Raw genomic sequence first — 18,407 nt, forward strand, 5'->3', positions numbered from 1 at the left:
GAACGTTCGTTCAACCCAGAAGCACCTCGGCCCGCCCACGACACGCAGCCCCACGAACAGCCACGACGCCACCGACACCACCGGGCCGCCAGCCGCGGGCTGCGGGTCGCGGGTCGCGGGTCGCGGGTCGCGGGTCGCTGACGGTCCTGGGTTGATCGAACGTTCGTCCAACCCGAAAGGACCTCGGCCCGCCGAGGACACGCGAGCCCACGACGGCCCCGACGCCACCGGCACCCCGGTGCCCCCGGCCGCCGGTCGCCGGTCGCTGGCGGTCCTCCGTCGATCCGACGGCCGATCACCCCAGGAGGGCCTGCGAGGCCACGAGCGTGGACCGACCGACGTGGCGCCGTCAGCGCGGGCACCGTCGCGCGGTGCACAGCGGCCGCACCCGCGGGCACCGCGCCGAGCCGGGCGGCTGGCACCGCTGGATCGATCCTCCGACGGCGCCGAGGGGCCCGGGAACGACGACGCCCCACCCCGCTGCGTGAGCGGGGTGGGGCGTCGTGGTCGGGTGACCCCCCTCCCCCCAGAGGGGTGGGCCCGGGTCAGGGCGGGCGGTCAGGCCGGTGAGCGGGCCCGGCAGGCGCTCCGGGTCACCGGCGCACCGCCGGCGGCCACGGGAGCGTCGTCCGAGCATCGGCGGCCACGCGAGCGTCGTCCGAGCGCCCTCGAGGGCCACCGAGGGTCGCTGGGAGGGTCACTGAAAGGGTCACTGGAGGGTCACCGTGCGCCAGGCCGTGCGGGCGGAGACGTTGCCGGCCCCGTCGGCCGCGGTCACCTGGTAGCCGTAGCGGCCCGCCGAGGGCGGGGCGAAGGTGTAGGCCCAGGTGGCCGTCGGCACGCCGGGCGAGACCCCGGCGGCGACGGTCGTGTAGGGACCCCAACCGCTGCCGTTCCACCACAGCTTGCTGACCGTGTCCTGCAGCGCGACGCGCACCGAGGTGACCCCGACGGCGTCGGTGGCGTCGCCCGAGAGCACCACCGAGGGCATCGACGCGGTGGCGTTGGTGGCGGCGGGTGCCAGCACCCGTGCCACCGGTGCGGTCGTGTCGGGCGCCCCGCTCAGCGTGAAGGAACGGGTGGCCGGGTCGGTGTCGGGCGTGCCCGAGGCGTCGGTCGCGGTCGCGGTGACGGCGTAGGAGCCGGCCGGTGCTCCCGGCAGCGTGTAGCCCCAGGTGGCCGACGGGGTGCCCGAGCCCGTCAGGGTCGCGGCCACGGTGGCCGGCGCGGTGGTGAAGGCGGTGCCGTTCCACGAGCGGCCGGAGCCGTCGGTGATGGCGAGGCGCACGCCCGCCACCGCGCGGTCGTCGGTGGCGGTGCCGCTCAGCGCGACGTTGCCGCTGGGCAGGCTCGCCCCCGCCTCCGGCGAGGTGATCGTGGTGTCGGGGGCGACGGTGTCGGGCGCCTCCGTGGTCACGGTGAAGGGCACCGAGGGCCGGGAGCCGTCGATGAGCCCGGCGGCGTCGCGCGCCTCCACGGTGATCGTGTAGGAGCCGGCCGCCCGTGGCGTCCACTCCCACGACCAGCCGGTGCTCGTCGCACCGGGCGCGTCCAGCGTCGCGGGCCACGACGTGTACCCCGTGGAGAAGCCGGTCGACCCGCTCCCGCTCCACCAGCGCCCGGTCGCGTTGTCCTTGAGGGCCAGGCGCACCCCGGCGACGCCGACGTTGTCGGTCGCGGCGCCGGCGAAGCGCACCGTGCCCAGCGGCAGCGCCGCCGCAGGAGCCGGCGGTGGGGCGGGGAAGGTCAGCGTGCCGTCGGGGCGCGTGGTGTCGTTGGTGGTGGGCGGCGGCAGCGGCGGCGGGGTGGCGCCGGTCATGGCGAAGGAGCGCACGACCGCGGACCCGGCGTTGACGTTGCCGTTGTGGTCTAGGGTCCGCACGGTGGTCAGGTAGCGGCCACGGGCGCCGACCCCGGGGAAGACGAAGCGCCACGACACCGAGGTCGCGGGCGCGGCGCTTGAGGTCCACGAGGCGATCGACCACGTCGGGGCGGCGTCCCAGCTGGCGTCGGAGGAGTTCCAGTAGAGCCCGGTGTCGGCGTCCTGCACCGACAGCTCGACGTTGCCGACCGACTGGTTGTCGGCGGCCGTGCCGGTGAGGGTGACCGAGGCCAGCGGCAGCACGCTGCTCTGGGCCGGGGCGCTCACCACCGGGGCCGACGGCGCGGTCGACTCGTAGGTGCGCGCGGCACCGGTGTCGTAGACCTGGATCCGGTCGTTGCCCGAGTCGGCGACGTAGACCCGGCCCTGGCCGTCGCAGTCGATGCCGGCAGGGCCGCGGAAGGAGTAGGGGTCCTGGCCGTAGGTGGAGCCCCAGCGGGTCACGAACGTGCCGTCGGGGTCCATCACGGTGACCTTGGCCGCCTGCTCGTCGACGATGTGGACCTGGCCGCCGCAGAAGGTGAGGTCGGCGATGTCGCGGAACTGGCCGAGCGCGGTGCCGGAGGCGCCGTAGGAGGCCAGCTCGTTGCCGGCCTGGTCGAAGACGCGCACCCGGGTGCCCGCCCCGATGTAGATGTTGCCCGTCGCCGGGTCGACCGCCGTGCCGCTGCCCCGCACGGCGATGAAGTTGGCGTCGGGGTCGTCCACGGTCGGGCTGGCGTCGAGCTCGGCGAAGGTGACGGCGTCGAGGATCTTGACGCTGGAGGCCATCCGGTCGGTGATGATCGCGACCTGCCGGCCGTCGGGGCGGGTGTAGAACTCCACGTCGCCGGGCCAGCGGAAGTGGCCGTTGTCGGTGTCGTCGGAGCCGATCTCGCCCACCTGGCGCACGTAGGTCGGGGTACCGCCGGCGGTGGTCGGGGCGTTGTAGACCTGGAGGTGGTGGCCGCGCTCGTTGACCACCCACAGCCGCTTCGGGGTCGTGGCCGTCGGCGGCTGCACCGCGATGTGGCGCGGGTAGTTCATGTCGAAGGCGCCGCCCGGCCCACGGCGGCCCCAGGCGCCGAGGGACGCGCCGGTGGAGCTGAACCGCTGGAAGCGCTGGGCCCAGGCGTCGGCCACCCACACGTCGCCGGTGGCGTCGTCGACCGACACGTCGCGCGGCTGCGCGAGCATGCCCACCGGAGGTCGCCGCGACGGGCTCGGGGCCCGCAGCAGCGGGGTGCCGCCGGAGGTGTACTTCTCGACCTCGAAGCCCCCGAAGTCGCCGACCCACACGTTGCCCTCGTCGTCGACGTCGACCTGGCGCCCGCCGCCGGAGAACTGGCCGGGGCCCTCCCCCTCGCCGCCGAAGCTCCCGACGTAGGACCCGTCGCGGCGGAAGACGTCGATGTCGGAGTTCTCCGCGTCGACGAGGTAGACCCGGCCCGAGGCGTCGTCGACGGTGATGCTGCGGTTGTCGCCACCGGTCTGGGTCGTGGCGAAGGTCGACAGGTAGGTGCCGTCGCGCCCGTAGACGTAGGCCCGGCGGTTCCAGGCGTCGGTCATGTAGATCTGGTCGTCGTCGGTGATGTCGATGCCGTAGACGCGCGCCTGGTTGGTCTCCGACGTGCCCGGGGGCGTGATGGCCCACGAGCCGAGCTCGTCGACGGTCCGGGTGGCGTCGTTGAAGTGCAGGTGCAGCAGGCGCGGCGGGTTGGCCTCGTCGAGGGTGTTCGCGGTCACCGAGAGGTTCTGGTAGTGGCTGTCGAGCACCCACACGTCCCCGGTGTCCTCCTCCACGGTCATCCAGACGGGGTAGAAGGCCCGGAACCGGTTGCCGGTCGAGGAGCTCAGGCTGGCGTCGGCGGTGTAGAGGAAGTTGCCCGCCTTGTCGTACTTGGCGATCGCGGCGGTGAGCGGGTTGTCCTTGAGCTCCGCGACGTAGACCGCTCCGTCGGTGGGGTCGGTGGCGATGCTGTAGGGCTGGCCCAGCGGGTTGGGCCGGTAGAAGTCGCCCAGCGGGTTGCCCTGCTTGTCGTAGCGGCGCACCGAGAAGTTGAGGTAGTCGCCGACCAGCACCTCCTCGGTCACGGGGTTGTACTGCACGCCCCAGGCGAAGACGCCCGGGCGGCCCTGGCCGCCGATGGAGCGCAGGAAGCGGGGCTGCTGGCCCGAGGCCACCGCCGCGTCGGCGGTCGAGCCGGTCGTGGTGACGACCAGCAGGGCCGGGGCGAGCGCCACGGTGAGGGCGAGCAGGAGGCGGGCGGTGGCGACGCGCAGGCGGCTGCGCCGCCCGGGCGTACGGCGCGCAGCGCGCGGTCGGGTCTCGGACGGGTCGGTCATGGTTGCTCCTGGTGCGAGGGACGCCGCGGCGCCGGGGTGTCAGCGGTAGCCGAGGGCGAGGAGCTGGGCGTCCAGCACCTTGTCCAGGGCCGCGACGTCCCCGGTGGCGAGGTCGTCGCGGAAGGCCTCCGAGCGGGCCGGGTCGAAGTGGTGGCGGGCCAGTCCCCGCTCGAAGGGCCGGCTCGGCGCCAGCCCCACGTGGTCGAGCACCGCGCCGAGCGTGCCGCGCGGGTCGGCGACGACGTCCTCGTGCCGCACCCGGATCCAGGACCCGGCCGGGGCGAGGGCGCGCGCGTCGTCGTAGGCCTCCATCAGCGCACGCCAGGCCAGGCCCGCGAGCACCGGGAAGCTCTCGCCGTGCTCGCGCCACAGCTCGTGCAGGTCGGGGCGCAGCGGGCCGAAGAGCAGCCCGCCGGCGCCGCGGTGGCCGTCCCACCACGGCATCTGCAGCCACGAGCTGGCCACCGCGCGACCGTCGCGCACGACCTCGACGACCAGCGCGTCGGGGAAGCACTCCAGCAGCAGGCCGGCGCGCGGCCAGCCGGTGAGCTTGTGCAGGAAGACCGGGGCGCCCAGCGTCTCGGCCCGGTCCTCCACCAGGTCGACCAGCCGACGCCGCAGCCACGGGGTGGCGTCGGCGGCGGTGAGGTCGCGCGCGGGGTCGACGAGCAGGGGGGACACCTCGCGGGCCAGCAGCCGGTAGGCCTCGCTCGGCGCGAAGCGCGCCCCGCCCTTGCGGGTCACCCCGGCGGGCAGGCGCCGCCAGGCGACGTTGTGGACACGGCGGCTGCGCAGCACGCCGAGGTCGTCGAGGTTGGTCACGAAGCCGGTGTCCTCGTGGCGCGCCAGCACCTCGTGCACCAGCGTCGACCCGCAGCGCCCCGTGCCGAGCACGAAGACCGGTCTCGCCCTCACCGTCGGCCCCTCACCGGTAGCCGTGACGGGCCAGCGACGGCGCGAGGATGCGGGCCACGCCCACCGGCACCTCGCGCGTCGAGCGGTTGCGGTCGGGATAGCTCAGCTGGCGCAGCTCCTCGGCCCACGCACCGTCCTCGCCCAGCCCGGCGAAGCGGGCGGTCGCGCCGAGGACCGCGACGGGATCGCGGACCAGCTCCTCGTAGCCCACGTGGCGCACGCGGCCCGGGTCGAGCCCGGCCAGCCCCGCGTCGAGGGCCTCGGTCTCGTGGAGCCAGTGGCGCGCGGCGAGCTCGGCGGGGTCGGCGCCCTGCGCTACCCGGTCGAGCACCCGCGCCCCGCCGTCCCACCACAGCTCCAGGTCGGGCCACCAGTCCACGCCGGTCAGCGAGCGCGTGACGGCACGGCCGTCGCGCGTCACGACCACGAAGCGCGCCCGCGGGAAGGCCTCGGCCAGCAGCGGCACCCGGCGGTTGTGGTCGATGCGCTTGGAGACCACCACCGCGGCGCCGGCGCTGCGGCGCAGCCGCTCCAGGTCGCGCACGAGGCCCGCGACGTCGACGGTGGGGTCGCCGGGGGCGGCGCCGGGCACGGCGCCGCGGCGCACGAACACCGGCTCGCCCTCCACCGGCTGCGGGAAGAACCGCTCGGCGAGGCTGCGGCGCGAGGCGTAGCGGTAGGCGTCGTCGCCCCCGGGGCCGAACCACACCGCGCGGCGCCGCTCGGGCGCGAGGCGGGCCACGCGGCCCAGGGCCCCCAGCTCGGGCAGCGCCGGGAGCCGGCGGTGGTAGTTGCTGACCCAGCCCGAGCGCGGGTGCAGGGCCAGCGCGCGGTAGACCAGGCTGGTGCCCGAGCGCGGCGCGCCCAGCACGAACAGCGGCCCCGCGTCACCGCGGGCGTCGGGCCGGGCCGGACGGGTCGGCCGGGCTGCGGCGTACGACGTCATGGGGCTCCTCGGGTGGACGTTCTGACCCTCGGAGTCAAGCGAGCCGCGACGCCGTGCAGCGGGGCCCGGCGGGCACGTCCCCAAGAGTGGTGACGGCCCGTCGGGGCGGGGTCGGGGACCCTGATCGCTGCCTAGGTTCGGCGCCATGCAGCTGACCGAGCTCCTCACCGCCGCCGGCCGCGCCCGGTGGCTCCTCGTCGTCCTCCCCGTGCTCTGCGCCGCGCTGTGGGTGGGGGTGCACGCCGACGACTCCCCGCGCGCGACCTCGCTGGCCACCGTGGCCGTGGTCGTGCCCGAGACCGACACGAGCGCCTCGGCCGTGGCCCAGGCCGTCGAGGCCTTCCGCTCGGCGCTGGTCTCGGAGACCGCGGTGCAGGACGCCGGCGACGCCGTCGGCGTCGAGCTGGTCGTCGACCGCGACGTCACCGCCGAGCGCGTCGGCACCTCGAACCTGCTCGACGTCGAGGTGCGCACCCCGCCGGGCACCGACGTCGCGGCCGTCGTCGAGGCCCTCGTGCGCAGCACGGCCCAGGAGCTCTACGTCGCGCCCGTGGGCATCGCCCAGGCCCGGCTCGACCGCGCCGACGCCCGCTACACCGACGCGCTCGAGCGCCGTGAGGGGCTCACCGAGCGCTCGGGGCTGCTGCTGCCGATCGAGGCCTACCGCGCCAAGGAGAGCGAGGCGACCCAGCTGCGGGTCGCGCTGACCACCGGCCTGGCCAACGGCACGGTGGCCGGCGCAGGGGCCGCCGCGCTCCAGGAGGCCCTGGACCGCGCCGAGACCGACCTGGCCCGGATCGGCACCGCCGTCGACCGCTACGAGCCGGTGCAGGACGAGGTCGAGCGCTCCCGCGCCCTGCGCGCCGACGCCCGCGCGGAGCTCGACGCCGTGCTGGTGCGCCAGGACGCCGCCGTGCAGCCCGAGACCCTCGACGTCGGCGCTCCCGTCACCGAGAGCCGCCGCACCCTGCTCGTGCGCGCGGGGGTGACGGGCGCCGTCGGCGGCCTGGCCCTGGCCGCCGCCGTGGTCCTGGCCGCCGGCCTGCTGCGCGACCGACCGCGCACCCACCGCTCGGGGCCCGACCCGGCGCCGGCCAGGGGCGCGCCCGGGCCCGCGTCGACGCCCCGGCGCGAGACCCGGCGGGCGCGCCGCCGGCGCTCCGCCTCCACCCCGCCCGCCACCCCGACCGCCACCGAGGCCGACACCCCGGACCAGGACCCCGAGCACGACGGCCCCCGCACCCCGACCCCGGTCGGTCGGCGATGAGCGTCGAGCCCGCCGCGGACCCGCGGCCGGCCACCGGCCACACCACCGGGCCCACCACCGGGCCCACCACCGGCCCGACCCGCGTGCTCTACGTCGCCGGCACCGGGCGCAGCGGCAGCACGGTGCTGGCCAACCTGCTCGGCGGCGTCGACGGCTGGGTCAGCGTCGGCGAGATGCGCTTCGTGTGGGAGCGCGGCCTGCTCCAGGACCGCCTCTGCGGGTGCGGCGCCTCCTTCTCGGCCTGTCCGTGGTGGGGCGAGGTGCTCGACCTCGCCCTCGGCCCCGGACCCGGCACGGAGCGACGGGCCCTGGCCGAGCGGATGCACGCCGAGCTCACCGCGCGCACCCGCCTGCGCACGCTGCCCACCCACGTCGTGCACCAGCGGGCGCGGGTCTCCCTGCGCCCCGACGGCGAGCTCGAGCGCCTCACCGGGCGTCTCTACGCCGCGGCCGCCGCCGTGGCCGGGGCCTCGGTGGTCGTGGACTCCTCCAAGCTGCCCACCTACGCCGCCGTGCTCGACGCCCTCGAGGACGTCGAGCCCCTCGTGGTGCACCTGGTGCGCGACCCGCGCGCCGCGGCGTACTCCTGGACCCGTGTGCGGGCCCAGCCCGACCTCGGTGCGGGCGCCCTGATGGAGCGGCGGGGCGCGTGGAAGAGCGCGGCGCTGTGGCTGCTGTGGAACCGCGGCATGGAGACCCTCGTGCCGGCCGGGTCCGCGCGCTACGTGCGGCTGACCTACGAGGACCTGCTCGCCCAGCCGCGCGAGCAGCTCGACCGGGTGCTGCGCACCCTCGGGCTCGACGGCGGCGACCTCGGCGCGCTGCTGCCCGAGCCGGGCGTGGCGCGGCTCGGGGTGCACCACACCGTCGCCGGCAACCCCGCGCGCATGCGCAGCGGCCTCGTGCCGCTCACCCTCGACGACGAGTGGCGCCGCTCGATGCCGCAGGCACAGCAGCGCGCCGTCACCGCCCTCACCCGGGGCACCCTGCGGCGCTACGGCTACCGGCTGCGCCCCGGCGCCCCGGGACGGTGAGCCGGCGCCGGGCCCCCGGGGGCGTCCGCGCGGCGCCGGGTCGGCCCGCGTCACCGGGTCGGGCCGCGTCACCGGGTCGGGCTACGTCACCGGTCGTGCTGCTCGTCGTCGCCCTCGCGCTGGGCGGCTGCGGCGGCACCGACCCCGCCGCCCGGGAGCCGGCCGCGCCGACCGCGCTGCCCGGTGCGACAGCGACGCCGGGCGCTCCGGGGGGCCGGCCCACCACCACCGGCTCCGCGACCCCCGCCCCGGTGCTGCCGGTCGACCCCGACGCCCGGGTCAGGGCGGGCGCGGCCGGGTGGCTGGGCCTGAAGTGGAGCCGGGCCCAGCCCGGCACCTTCGACTACGTCGCCGACTTCCCCGCGGGCCTCACCTTCGCCGAGGTCGAGTGGTGCGACGTCGAGCCCCGCCCCGGGGTCCTCGACTGGACCCGGCTCGACGCGCTGGTCTCCGACGCGGTCACCCTCGGCCACGCCCCGATGCTCAAGCTGCGCACCGGCCAGTGCTGGGGCACGACCCCGCCGCGGGTGCCGCTGCCCCCCGGCCGGGTCGGCGACGAGGCGGCCGGCAAGCAGACCTCGACCCCGCCGCGCGACCTCGACGCCTACCTCGCGCTCGTGCGGCGGGTGGTGCAGCGCTACGCCGCGCGGGGCGTGCACGTGTGGGCGATCGAGAACGAGACCGACGTGCCCGGCTTCTGGGCCGCCTCCCCCGCCGCCTACGACCGGCTGGTGCGCCGGGTCGCGCCCGTCGTGCGCGCCGCCGACCCGCGCGCCCGGGTGCTCGACTCCGGTCTGTCCAGCACCGGGTACGGCGTCGTGCTGGCCGCCCGGCTGCTGGCCCGCGACCGCGACCGGGCCGCCCTGGCGGCGTACCGGCTCCACTACGGGCGCCGCATCGAGGGCGGCGCCAGCCGGTGGCCCGCGGTCGAGCGGGTCGGGGGGCGTGACGGCCTCGCGGCGGTCCTGCGCAGCGAGGCCGCCCGGCGGGCCCGGCAGACCTGGCGCCACGCCCTCGCGCTGGTGCGCGAGGGGGTCGTCGACGCCTACCAGCTGCACTTCTACGAGGCCCCCGAGGCGCTGGCCCAGGCGCTGCGGGCCGTGCGCGGCGCTCTCCCGTCGGGCGCCCGCGTCGAGGCGTGGGAGGTCGGCACCGCCTGGCCGGGCCCGCGGTGGGACGCCCGCCGGCAGGCCGACGACCTGTGGCGCTCGACCGCGCTGCTGCTCGGCTCCGGGGTGCGCGTGGTCGTGCAGCTGCCCGTGGCCTGGACCCCCGATGCGGACGCCCAGGTCTTCCGTGGTCTGACCCGCCCCGACGGCCGCGTGCTGCCCGCCGGACGCGGCTGGGCTGTGCTCGCGCGGGCGCTCGCCGGCGCACGGCCCGGCACCGTGGCCCCGGTGCGGGAGCGGCGCGGGCTGCGCGGGGTGCGGTGGCTCGCCGGGCCGGCCGGGTCGCCGCGGCCGTGGCGGGCGGTGGTGTGGTCGGAGACCGGCCCGAGCCCCGCGCCGCGGGCGTGGCGGCTGCGCGCAGCCACCGGTCGCCGGCTCCCCGCGGGGTCCGACGTCGGGGCCGCGCCGGTCCTGGTGCGCTCCCCCGGCCCTATCCGCTGAGCGCGGGGGCCCGGACCGCGGCCCCAGGACCCACCGGGCCCACCGGTCCCTGGCGACGGGCGCGGGCGCGGCGGTAGACGGCCTCCAGCAGGTCGGTGGCGACGTCCCAGTCGTAGCGGCGCACGGCGTCGGCACGCAGCTGGTCGGCGCCGGCCTGACGGGTGGCGGCCGGCCGGTCGAGCTCGCTCTGCAGCACCCGGCGCAGGTCGTCGCCGTCGCCGGCACGGAAGACGGCCCGCCCCGGGGCGGAGCCGCCGAGGATCTCCAGGTGCGGGGCGATGTCGCTGGCCACGACGGGCCGGGCGTGCGCGGCGGCCTCGAGCAGCGCGATCGGCAGGCCCTCCAGGAGCGAGGGCTGGGCGACGAGCGTGGCCCCGGCCTGCAGGGCGGTGAGGTGGGCGCCGTACTGGTACCCGACGAGGAGCACGCGGGGGTCGAGGGCGGCGGCCGCGCGCAGCTGCTCGACGTAGGCGTCGGTGTGGCTGCTGTCGCCGACCAGCACGAGCCGCTGGTCGGTCGCGACGTCGCGGAAGGCGCGCACCAGGCCGAGCGGGTCCTTCTCCGGCACCAGGCGCCCGACGAAGGCGACGTAGCCGCCCGGGCGCAGGCCGAGGCCGGCGAGGAGGCCGAGGTCGGCGGTCGGTACGACGGGCACGCCGTTGCCGATGTAGGTGGTGTAGCGGCCCAGCTCGTCGCGGTAGTGGTCGGCGAGCGCGCGGGAGACCACCACCACCTCGTCGGGCACGTGGGCCGACAGGGTCCGGCCGGCACGCAGCACGCGCTGCGCCCCACCGCCCCACTTGTCGCGCTGGTCGTCGAGGCCGTGCACGGTCTGCACGACCGCGGCGCGGCTCAGCGAGCGGGTCAGCGGGGAGAACAGGCCGGGACCCAGGGCGTGGTAGTGCACGACGTCGAGGTGGGCGCCGGCCGCGACGAGCGCGCTGAGCGCGCTGTGCACGAAGGCCTCTCCCCCGGCGTGGCGCACGGTGGGCAGCGAGGCCAGGTGCACCCCGTGGTAGCTGCGGGTCGTGCGCTCGGCGTAGCCCGGTCGGCAGTAGACGGTGACGTGGTGGCCCCGGGCGGCCAGCCGCGTGGCGATCTCCTCGACGTGGCGCTCGACGCCACCGGCGCGCGCGGGCAGCCCGCGCTGCCCGATCATGGCGATGCGCAGCGGGCCGCGCGGGTCGCGACGGGGGCCCGCCGGCGCTCCGGCGGCTCCCGGCGCGCTCGGGGCGGGGAGGGTGAGGGGCGTGCCGGGGCGGCTGGAGACGACGGTCATGACGCGCCTGCTTCCTGGTAGTGCCGGACGACGGAGCGGAGGTGGGTGCGGGGGTCGTGGTCGCGGGCGACCCGGGCCCTCCCGGCCAGGCCGCGCCGCCTGGCGCGGGCGGGGTCGGCGAGCACCGCGCCGAGCACCTCGGTGAGCCGGGCGGGGTCGTCGGGCGGCACGAGCCAGCCCGTGGTCTCGTCGACCAGCTCCGGCAGACCGCCGAGCGTGGTCGTCACGACCGGCACCCCGAGGGCCTGCGACTCCAACACCGACAGCGGCTGGTTCTCGTGCCAGCGCGAGGGCACGACCGACGCGGTGGCGCCGGCCATCAGCGCGTGGAGCTCCTCGCGCGCCAGACGCCCGTGGAAGCGCACGCGACCCGGGGCGACGGCCGCGGCGAGCCGCTCGAGCTCGGCACGGGCGGGCCCGTCGCCGGCGACGTCGAGCACCGGGCCGGCGGGCTGCCCGGCGCCGCCGGCGGGCCCGGCGACCCCGGCCGCGGTGAGGTCGAGGGCGCCCACCGCGCGCACCAGGGTGTCGACGCCCTTCTCGCTGGACAGGCGCGCGGCCACCACGAGCCGCGGATCGGCGGGCGGGCCCTCCGGAGGCGCACCGAGCACCGCGAAGTTGGGCTGCACGCGCACGCGCCCCGCCTGCACGCCGGCGGCGGCCACCTGGTCGCCGAGGAACCGGCTGGGAGCCAGGAAGCGGTCGACGGCGTCGTAGGCCCCGAAGCGGCGGTGCAGGTCGACCTCGAGCGCCGCGGCGGCGCTGGCCGCGCGCGAGCCGCCCTGGCAGGAGCGCCGGGCGGCCTCCCACGGGCCGCGCGTCACGCACGCGGTGCAGGGCGCGTCATGGTCGAGGAAGCGGTAGGTCGGACAGACCAGCTTGTAGTCGTGCAGGGTCAGCACGACCGGCACCCCGCGCGAGGAGGCCGCGTGGAGCACCGAGGGCGAGAGCTGGTGGTAGACGTTGTGGGCGTGCACGACGTCGGGGCGGAACTCCTCGATGGCCGCCGCCATGCCGCGGGCCGCGGGCACCGACCAGACCATGCGCCCGAGCAGCCCGAGGCGGGCGACCGTGCCGGAGGGCGCCGGGTCGAACTCCACGTGGCGCGGTGGGCGGCCGACCGAGGCGACGTCGTTGTCGGGGTGCTGCATCCCGAAGAAGGCGACCTCGTGGCCGTCGACCCGTTGCAGCTCGGCCAGGTCGAGCATGTAGCCCTCGGCCCCGCCGCGGCGGTGCAGGAACTTGTTGACGTGCAGGACGCGCATCTCACTCTCCCCCGGTGACGGCCTCCCCGGCCGCGCTGACGCGACGGCCGGTGCCGGGCTCCACCGTGCCGCCGACGGGGTCCTCCTCGGCGCGAGACGGCCGGCGCTGCTCGTTATTGGGGACGGGTCCGCCGTCGAGGGCGGCGTCGAGGGCGGGGTCGAGGGCGGGGTCGGTGCCGCGCTGCACCAGCGCCGAGACGCAGCCGGCCAGCGCGGCGAGGTAGACCCCGACCACGACCTGCGACATCAGGTTGGCCACGGCGCTCATCAGCACGTAGCCCGCGGCGACCCCCGCGAAGGCCGCGGCCAGGGCGCGGTCGGCGACGGGGCCGCCCCGGGTGCGGGCCCAGCCGCGCACGGCGGTGCGCACGAGCTGCGACACGAAGAGCGTGAAGGCGAGCAGCCCGAGCAGGCCCATCTCGACGTAGGCGCGCAGGAAGTCGTTGTGGGGCTGCTTGCCCTCGAGGCTCTCCCCCGCGACCTGCTTGAGACCGATGCCGGTGACGGGGCTCTCCGAGGCCAGGTCGAGCGCCTCCGACCAGTACTCGAAGCGCCAGGTCAACGAGTTGCCCGGCTCGCCGCGCAGGCTCTCCTCGTCGCCGAGGTCGCCGAAGCGCTGGGCGATGCCGGGCACGAGCAGCAGCACGACGACCAGCGCCCCGGCCACACCGAGGAGCAGCCGGCGCTGCCGCAGCGCCACCACGACCGCGACGCCCAGCAGGGCGGCCAGCCAGGCGCCGCGGGTGTAGGTGGCCAGCAGGCCGAGCGAGGCGAGCACGGCCACGGCGGCGCAGACCAGGCGCAGCCGGGTCTCGCTGCGGTGCACGACCTGGGCCAGCGCCACGACGACCACGATCGAGAGGTAGGCCGCGAAGGGGTTGGGGTGGGTGAAGGTGCCGACCGCTCGGTCGAAGCCGCCCGCCTCGAAGAGGCCCTCGCCGCGCACGACCTGCACCGCGGCCGTCGACAGCGGCACCACCGCGGCCAGCAGCAGCACGAGCACGAGACGGCGCCGGAAGGCCGCGGAGGCGGCCAGGCGCTCCACCACCAGCAGGGTCACCGCGATGCTGGCCAGCCGGGTCCACTCCACCAGCGCCACGGCGTACGCCGGGGCCACCGCGACGCCGACGAGGCCGGCCCCGGCGAAGGCCAGCGAGGCCAGGGCGAGCGGGGAGAGCCGCGGCCAGCCCTCGCGGCGCCAGGTCGCGAGCAGCCAGGTCGAGGCGGTGCCCAGCAGCAGGATGCCCAGGAGCGCGGCGGGGTCGAGGCCGGCCGGCCCCGGCACCCGCACGGCGTCGAGGGAGGTGCGCACGAGCAGGACGACGAGCACGAAGAGGTCGATGCGCCGCAGCGCGAGGCCCACGAGGAGCACCACGCCGAGGCCGACCACCAGGCCGGTCACGACCCGGCCCCCCCGGTGCGCCGGTGGCGGCCGCCGCCCGAGGCACGGCGCTGCACGACGACGGTGAGCACGAGGACCACGACGCCGGCCGCGCCCGCGACCACGAGGCGCAGGGCCGAGCCCGGCAGCAGCGGGGCGAGACCGCCGCCGAGCGCCCAGGCCGCGCCGGCGGCCGCGGCGACGGCGAGCGCCCCCAGCACCGACCCGCGCAGCGCCGCGGCGTCGAGCCGCGGTCGGGGCAGCTCGGAGCGCACCAGGCAGTGGTGGGCGTGGACCACGTTGGCGACGTTGCCGGCCACGAAGGCGGCGGCGACGCCGAGCACCTCGTAGCCCGTGCCGAGCAGGGGCAGCACCGCCACCGGCAGCAGCGCCAGGTCGACGGCGACGCCGACGACCGCGTTGCGCAGCGGCACGCGCGTGTCGCGCGCGGCGTAGTAGGGCGCCAGCAGCGCCCGCTGCACCGCCGAGGCCGGGAAGGACAGCGCGAGCACGACCACGCACAGCCCCAGCAGCCGGGCGTCGGACTCCCCGAAGCGGCCGAGGCCGAAGAGCAGCTCCACGCCCGGCACGGCGAGCACGACGGTGAGCGCGGTCAGCGGCAGCGAGACCGCCACCATCAGCCGCAGGCCGAGGGTGGCCAGGGCGGCGGCCTCGTCGCGGCGGCCCGCGACCTGGGCCCGGGTCAGCCGCGGCAGCACCGCGACCATCACCGAGCGGAAGAGCACCGTGCCGCCGACGGCGGAGACCAGCCGGTTGCCGTAGTGCAGCACCGTCGCCGACCCGGGGGCCAGGAAGGACGCGATGGCGGTCTCGGCGACGCGGGCGAGCGGGTTGAGCCCGGCCGCGGTCGAGGGCCGGGCCAGCAGCCGCGGCAGCGCCACCAGCTCGGGGTCGCGCCAGCGCGGGCGGGCCACCCGGAAGCCCCGCACCACCGCCCAGGCGAGCACCAGCAGCAGCTGGCAGGCCGAGCCGACGACGTAGGCCAGCGGCAGCACCCGGACGTCACCGGGCCAGGTGAGCACCAGGCCGGCGGCCACCAGGTTCATCACCACCGTCATGGCGGCGGGCACCACGACCTGGGCGCGGGCGTTGAACCACGAGCGCAGCACCTCGCAGCCGGCCGCCAGCGGCAGCGTCCAGACCATCACCCACAGCAGCGAGGCGGTGAGCGCGGTCTGCTCGGCGTCGAAGCCCGGCGCCAGCACCCGGGCCAGCAGCGGCCCGAGCGCGCCGAGGGCCAGGGCCAGCGCGGCGCCGATGCCCACCGCCGCCAGCAGGGTGCCCGTCACCAGGCGTCGCATCCGCCGTGCCTCGAGGGTCACCGCCCAGGTGGCGAAGGTCGGCACGAGCACCTGGTTGCCGAGCAGGAGGAGCACGGCGGTGCCGGCCAGCGGCAGCCGCGCGGCGGCCACGAAGGCGTCGGTGTCGCGGCCGGCCCCGAAGGCGGCGGCCGCCGCGACGTCGAGCAGCAGCCCGGCGCCGAGGGCGAGGGTGGCCACCGAGCCGCTGAGCGTGCTCTGGCGGGCCACGCCGCGCGTGCCGGTCGGGGGCGCCACCGCGACCGCGGTCGCGGGGGCGACCGACCCAGGACCCACCCTCACCGCCGGGGGCCTCGCGGGGCCTGCCGGCGCAGCGACACGTCGGCCGCGGCGGCCAGCTCGGTCTCCAGCGCCGTGCACGCCGCGCGCACGCGCGGGTCGAGGTCGAGGCGGCGCGGACGCACGCTGCGCGCGTCGACGTGGGACCACAGCCCCGGGGCCGGCTCGAGGCCGAGGAAGCGCGCCATCGCGCTGATCGACGGCTCGGGGTCGGCGACGGTCCGCTCGTAGGAGACCACGTGCACGTCGCGGCGCCGGTGCAGGCCGCCCTCGAGCAGCAGCCGGTTGCGCACCAGCCAGAAGAGCGCCGCGGCCGACCACGGGTCGAGGCGGGCCGGGTCGAGGGAGCGCACCAGGTCGAGGGAGGCCGGCGAGAGGCCGCGCTCCTGCCAGCGGCCCGTCCGGCGCCCCTCGGCCGCCGCGGCGGCGACCTCGGCCAGCACGCGGCGGTTGACGTCGCCGAACTTCGCGACCGCCGAGGCGGCGCGACCGTCGACGTCGCGGTAGACCCACACCGCCCGGCTCTCCGGCCCGAGCCGGTCGAGCAGCTGTGCGGTGCGGTCGCTGTCGCACAGCGCCTTGAGCAGCACCACGGCGTGGCGGCTGTCGCCCACCACGCCGCGCACCACCGCGTCGTCGCGCAGCTGGAAGCGGGCGAAGGCGCGGCGGTCGTTCTCGTTGTGCACCTCGACCGAGGGGTCGCGCTCGATGCCGCGCACGACCATGTTGGTGCCCGAGCGCTGCACCCCCACCACGAGCACCGCGCGCGCCGAGCCGGCCGGGCGCGGGTGCGCCCGCCGCCACCGGTACGCCGACACCGCCCCGGCCAGCCGCTCGCGCGGGTCGAGCCCGTCCTCCTCCACGAGGCGGCCGAGACCGTCGCGGCGGGCCCAGGCCACGTGGCGGCCAGCGCGAGCGCGCAGCCGCGCGGCGGGCGAGGCGTCCTCGGGCAGCGGCGCGGCGGCGAGGGCGTGGACCTGCCCTGACGCCGTCTCGAGGGGGGCGTGGGAGTGGGACAGCGGGTCAGGACACACGGAAGACCTCCACCCGGTCGTTGCCGGTGTCGGTGACGTAGAGCCGGCCCTGGGGATCCAGGGCGAGCGCGGTGGGCCGTCGGAAGCGGCCGTGGGCGCGGCCGGGTCCGCCGAAGGAGCCCACGAAGACCCCGTCGAGGCTCAGCACGCTGATCCGGTTGTTGTCGGTCTCGGACACGAAGAGCCGGTCGCCGCGCACGGCCACGCCGTAGGCGCCGTCGAGCTGCCCGGGCCCCGTGCCGTGGCTGCCGAGCTTCGCGAGCAGCACCCCGGTGGAGGAGAACTTGTAGACCACGTCCTCGGTGGGTGCGGCGGCGTAGACGTTGCCGGCGGCGTCGCGGTCGACCGAGGTGCAGCCGAAGAGGACGTAGTTGCCGGTGAGGGCGCCCTGGCCGCACGGCGCCGACCAGACCAGCTCGCCGGAGCGGGTCAGCACCTGCAGGCGACGGTTGCCGGAGTCGGGCACGTAGAGGAGCCCGTCGGTGCCGACGTGGATCCCGCGGGAGTAGTAGAGCTGGTCGGGAGCGGCTCCCTGGCTGCCGAAGGAGCCGAGGGGGCCACCGTCGGCGGTGTAGTGCTTGACGTCGGCCGAGCGGGTGTTGTTGAGCCACACCGTGCCGTCGGCGGGATCGACCCCGACGCCGCGGGGGTAGTCCATGGCCGTGCCCGTGCCGCGGCCCCGGTAGCCCCAGGAGGTCTGGTAGCCCCCTGCCCGCCCGAAGCGCTGCACGCGGTGGTTGAAGGTGTCGGCGACGAAGACCTGACCGGTGCCCTGGTCGACCGCGACGCCCTCGGGCTGGTTGAAGCCGCCGGGCGGAGCGGGCTCCGGCACCGCCGGCACCTCGCGCACCAGCGCACCCGACGGGCTGAAGACCAGCACCCGCTGACCGGTGTAGTCCATGACGTGGAGCGCGTGGTCGAGCCCCACGGTGAGCTCCCGGGGCCCGCCGGTGGTGCCCGGGTCGGGGCCCGGCACGGTGAGGGTGGCCACCGGTGTGCCGTCGAGGGTGAGCTTCTCGACCGTGCCGTCGGAGGCGTCGCTGACGTAGACCCAGCCGTTGTCGAGGTCGAGGGCGAGCCCGCGCAGGTCGCCGCCCAGCAGGCCGGGTCCGGCACCCGGCGTGCCGAAGGTGCGCAGGTAGGCGCCGTCACGGTCGAAGACGAGCACCCTGCGGTTGCCCGCGTCGAGCACGAAGACCTGCTCCTCGGGGCCGATCGCGATCCCGCGCAGGCCGAGGGTCTCCCCCGGCCCGGTGCCCGTGCGGCCGAAGCGGAACAGGAAGGCCCCGGTGCGGTCGTAGACGTTGACGGTGTGCGGGCTGGTCCGGCTGATGCTCTGCGAGTTGACGGCGTAGACCCAGCCGTCGTGGTTCACCGCGAGCCGTGTCGTGTAGTAGCCCCCGGTGGGGTCGATGTCCCACGTCGCCCGCGGTGTGCCGTCGGGGTCGTAGACCTCGATCTCGCGCGCGACGGTGTCGGCGACGTAGAGGACGCCGGACGTGGGGTCGACGGCCAGGCCGTACGGCTGGTTGGTCTGCCCCGGCCCGCTCCCCTTGCCCCCGATCACCTGGAGCAGCTCGCCGTCGGGTGAGTAGCGCTTGACGTCGTAGTTGTTGTAGTCGCCCACCAGGATCGAGCCGTCGCGGGCCGTGGCCGCGCCCCAGGCGTAGAGCCCGGCGTGGCCCGGACCGCCGATCTGGCGCACCCAGGTGGCGGTGACCGCGGCGTGCGCCGGGGGCGCGGGCAGGCTGAGCGTGCCGGCCGCGACCGCCGCCAGGGCGGCCGCGACCGCCACGAGGGCTGCGGCGCCTCGGCGCCGCCGGCGCGACGGGGTGGGACGGGACACGGTG

Annotated in this window: 12 protein-coding genes; 3 read left to right on the forward strand and 9 right to left on the reverse strand. The window is 77.0% G+C overall.

From position 1 onward, the window contains the following. Positions 1–709: 709 nt before the first annotated feature. Genes IR170_RS03075 through IR170_RS03085 form a run of 3 tightly spaced genes read right to left on the reverse strand, consistent with a single transcriptional unit; the run spans position 710 to position 6,068 of the window. A complete protein-coding gene (locus IR170_RS03075) occupies positions 710–4,207 on the reverse strand; it encodes an Ig-like domain-containing protein (RefSeq protein WP_193661144.1) in 3,498 nt (1,165 codons plus the stop codon). A 39-nt stretch (positions 4,208–4,246) separates the two neighbouring features. Next, a complete protein-coding gene (locus tag IR170_RS03080; RefSeq protein ID WP_193661145.1) occupies positions 4,247–5,122 on the reverse strand; it encodes a sulfotransferase family protein in 876 nt (291 codons plus the stop codon). 10 nt (positions 5,123–5,132) lie between these two features. Further along, positions 5,133–6,068: a sulfotransferase family protein gene (locus tag IR170_RS03085; RefSeq protein ID WP_193661146.1), complete on the reverse strand. Its 936-nt coding sequence runs from the start codon at positions 6,066–6,068 to the stop codon at positions 5,133–5,135. A gap of 145 nt (positions 6,069–6,213) precedes the next feature. Here IR170_RS03085 and IR170_RS03090 point away from each other — a divergent pair, with 145 nt between their 5' ends. From IR170_RS03090 to IR170_RS03100, 3 genes are all read left to right on the forward strand, one after another. Next, positions 6,214–7,335, forward strand: coding sequence for a hypothetical protein (locus IR170_RS03090; RefSeq protein ID WP_193661147.1), 1,122 nt, complete (start codon positions 6,214–6,216; stop codon positions 7,333–7,335). After that, entirely contained in the window at positions 7,332–8,369 is a 1,038-nt protein-coding gene (locus IR170_RS03095; protein WP_193661148.1) for a sulfotransferase, read from the forward strand. Before IR170_RS03090 ends, IR170_RS03095 begins: the two co-directional genes overlap by 4 nt. A 95-nt stretch (positions 8,370–8,464) precedes the next feature. Continuing rightward, entirely contained in the window at positions 8,465–9,979 is a 1,515-nt protein-coding gene (locus IR170_RS03100; RefSeq protein WP_193661149.1) for a hypothetical protein, read from the forward strand. On the opposite strand, the gene IR170_RS03105 is transcribed toward IR170_RS03100, so the two are convergent. Genes IR170_RS03105 through IR170_RS03130 form a run of 6 tightly spaced genes read right to left on the reverse strand, consistent with a single transcriptional unit; the run spans position 9,969 to position 18,403 of the window. Continuing rightward, positions 9,969–11,258, reverse strand: a complete 1,290-nt coding sequence (locus IR170_RS03105; RefSeq protein ID WP_193661150.1) for a glycosyltransferase family 4 protein — start codon at positions 11,256–11,258, stop codon at positions 9,969–9,971. The two genes, IR170_RS03100 and IR170_RS03105, sit on opposite strands and share 11 nt — an antisense overlap. Further along, positions 11,255–12,523 carry a glycosyltransferase gene (locus tag IR170_RS03110; RefSeq protein ID WP_193661151.1) on the reverse strand — a complete coding sequence of 423 codons (1,269 nt, stop codon included), beginning with the start codon at positions 12,521–12,523 and terminating at the stop codon, positions 11,255–11,257. Before IR170_RS03110 ends, IR170_RS03105 begins: the two co-directional genes overlap by 4 nt. Position 12,524: 1 nt before the next feature. Further along, on the reverse strand, positions 12,525–13,925 hold the full coding sequence (locus tag IR170_RS03115) for an O-antigen ligase family protein (RefSeq protein ID WP_193661152.1): 1,401 nt from the start codon (positions 13,923–13,925) through the stop codon (positions 12,525–12,527). After that, the gene (locus IR170_RS03120; protein ID WP_193661153.1) at positions 13,922–15,526 is read right to left on the reverse strand and encodes a lipid II flippase MurJ; all 1,605 of its coding nucleotides are present in this window, start codon (positions 15,524–15,526) and stop codon (positions 13,922–13,924) included. The genes IR170_RS03115 and IR170_RS03120 overlap by 4 nt, the downstream gene beginning before the upstream one ends. Beyond that, positions 15,523–16,557, reverse strand: a complete 1,035-nt coding sequence (locus IR170_RS03125; protein ID WP_193661154.1) for a sulfotransferase family protein — start codon at positions 16,555–16,557, stop codon at positions 15,523–15,525. Before IR170_RS03125 ends, IR170_RS03120 begins: the two co-directional genes overlap by 4 nt. Then, positions 16,547–18,403 carry a 6-bladed beta-propeller gene (locus IR170_RS03130; protein ID WP_193661155.1) on the reverse strand — a complete coding sequence of 619 codons (1,857 nt, stop codon included), beginning with the start codon at positions 18,401–18,403 and terminating at the stop codon, positions 16,547–16,549. The genes IR170_RS03125 and IR170_RS03130 overlap by 11 nt, the downstream gene beginning before the upstream one ends. Between the last annotated feature and the right edge of the window lie 4 nt (positions 18,404–18,407).

The sequence above is a fragment of the Nocardioides kribbensis genome, assembly GCF_015070375.1.
In the GTDB taxonomy this organism is placed as follows: Bacteria; Actinomycetota; Actinomycetes; order Propionibacteriales; family Nocardioidaceae; genus Nocardioides; species Nocardioides kribbensis.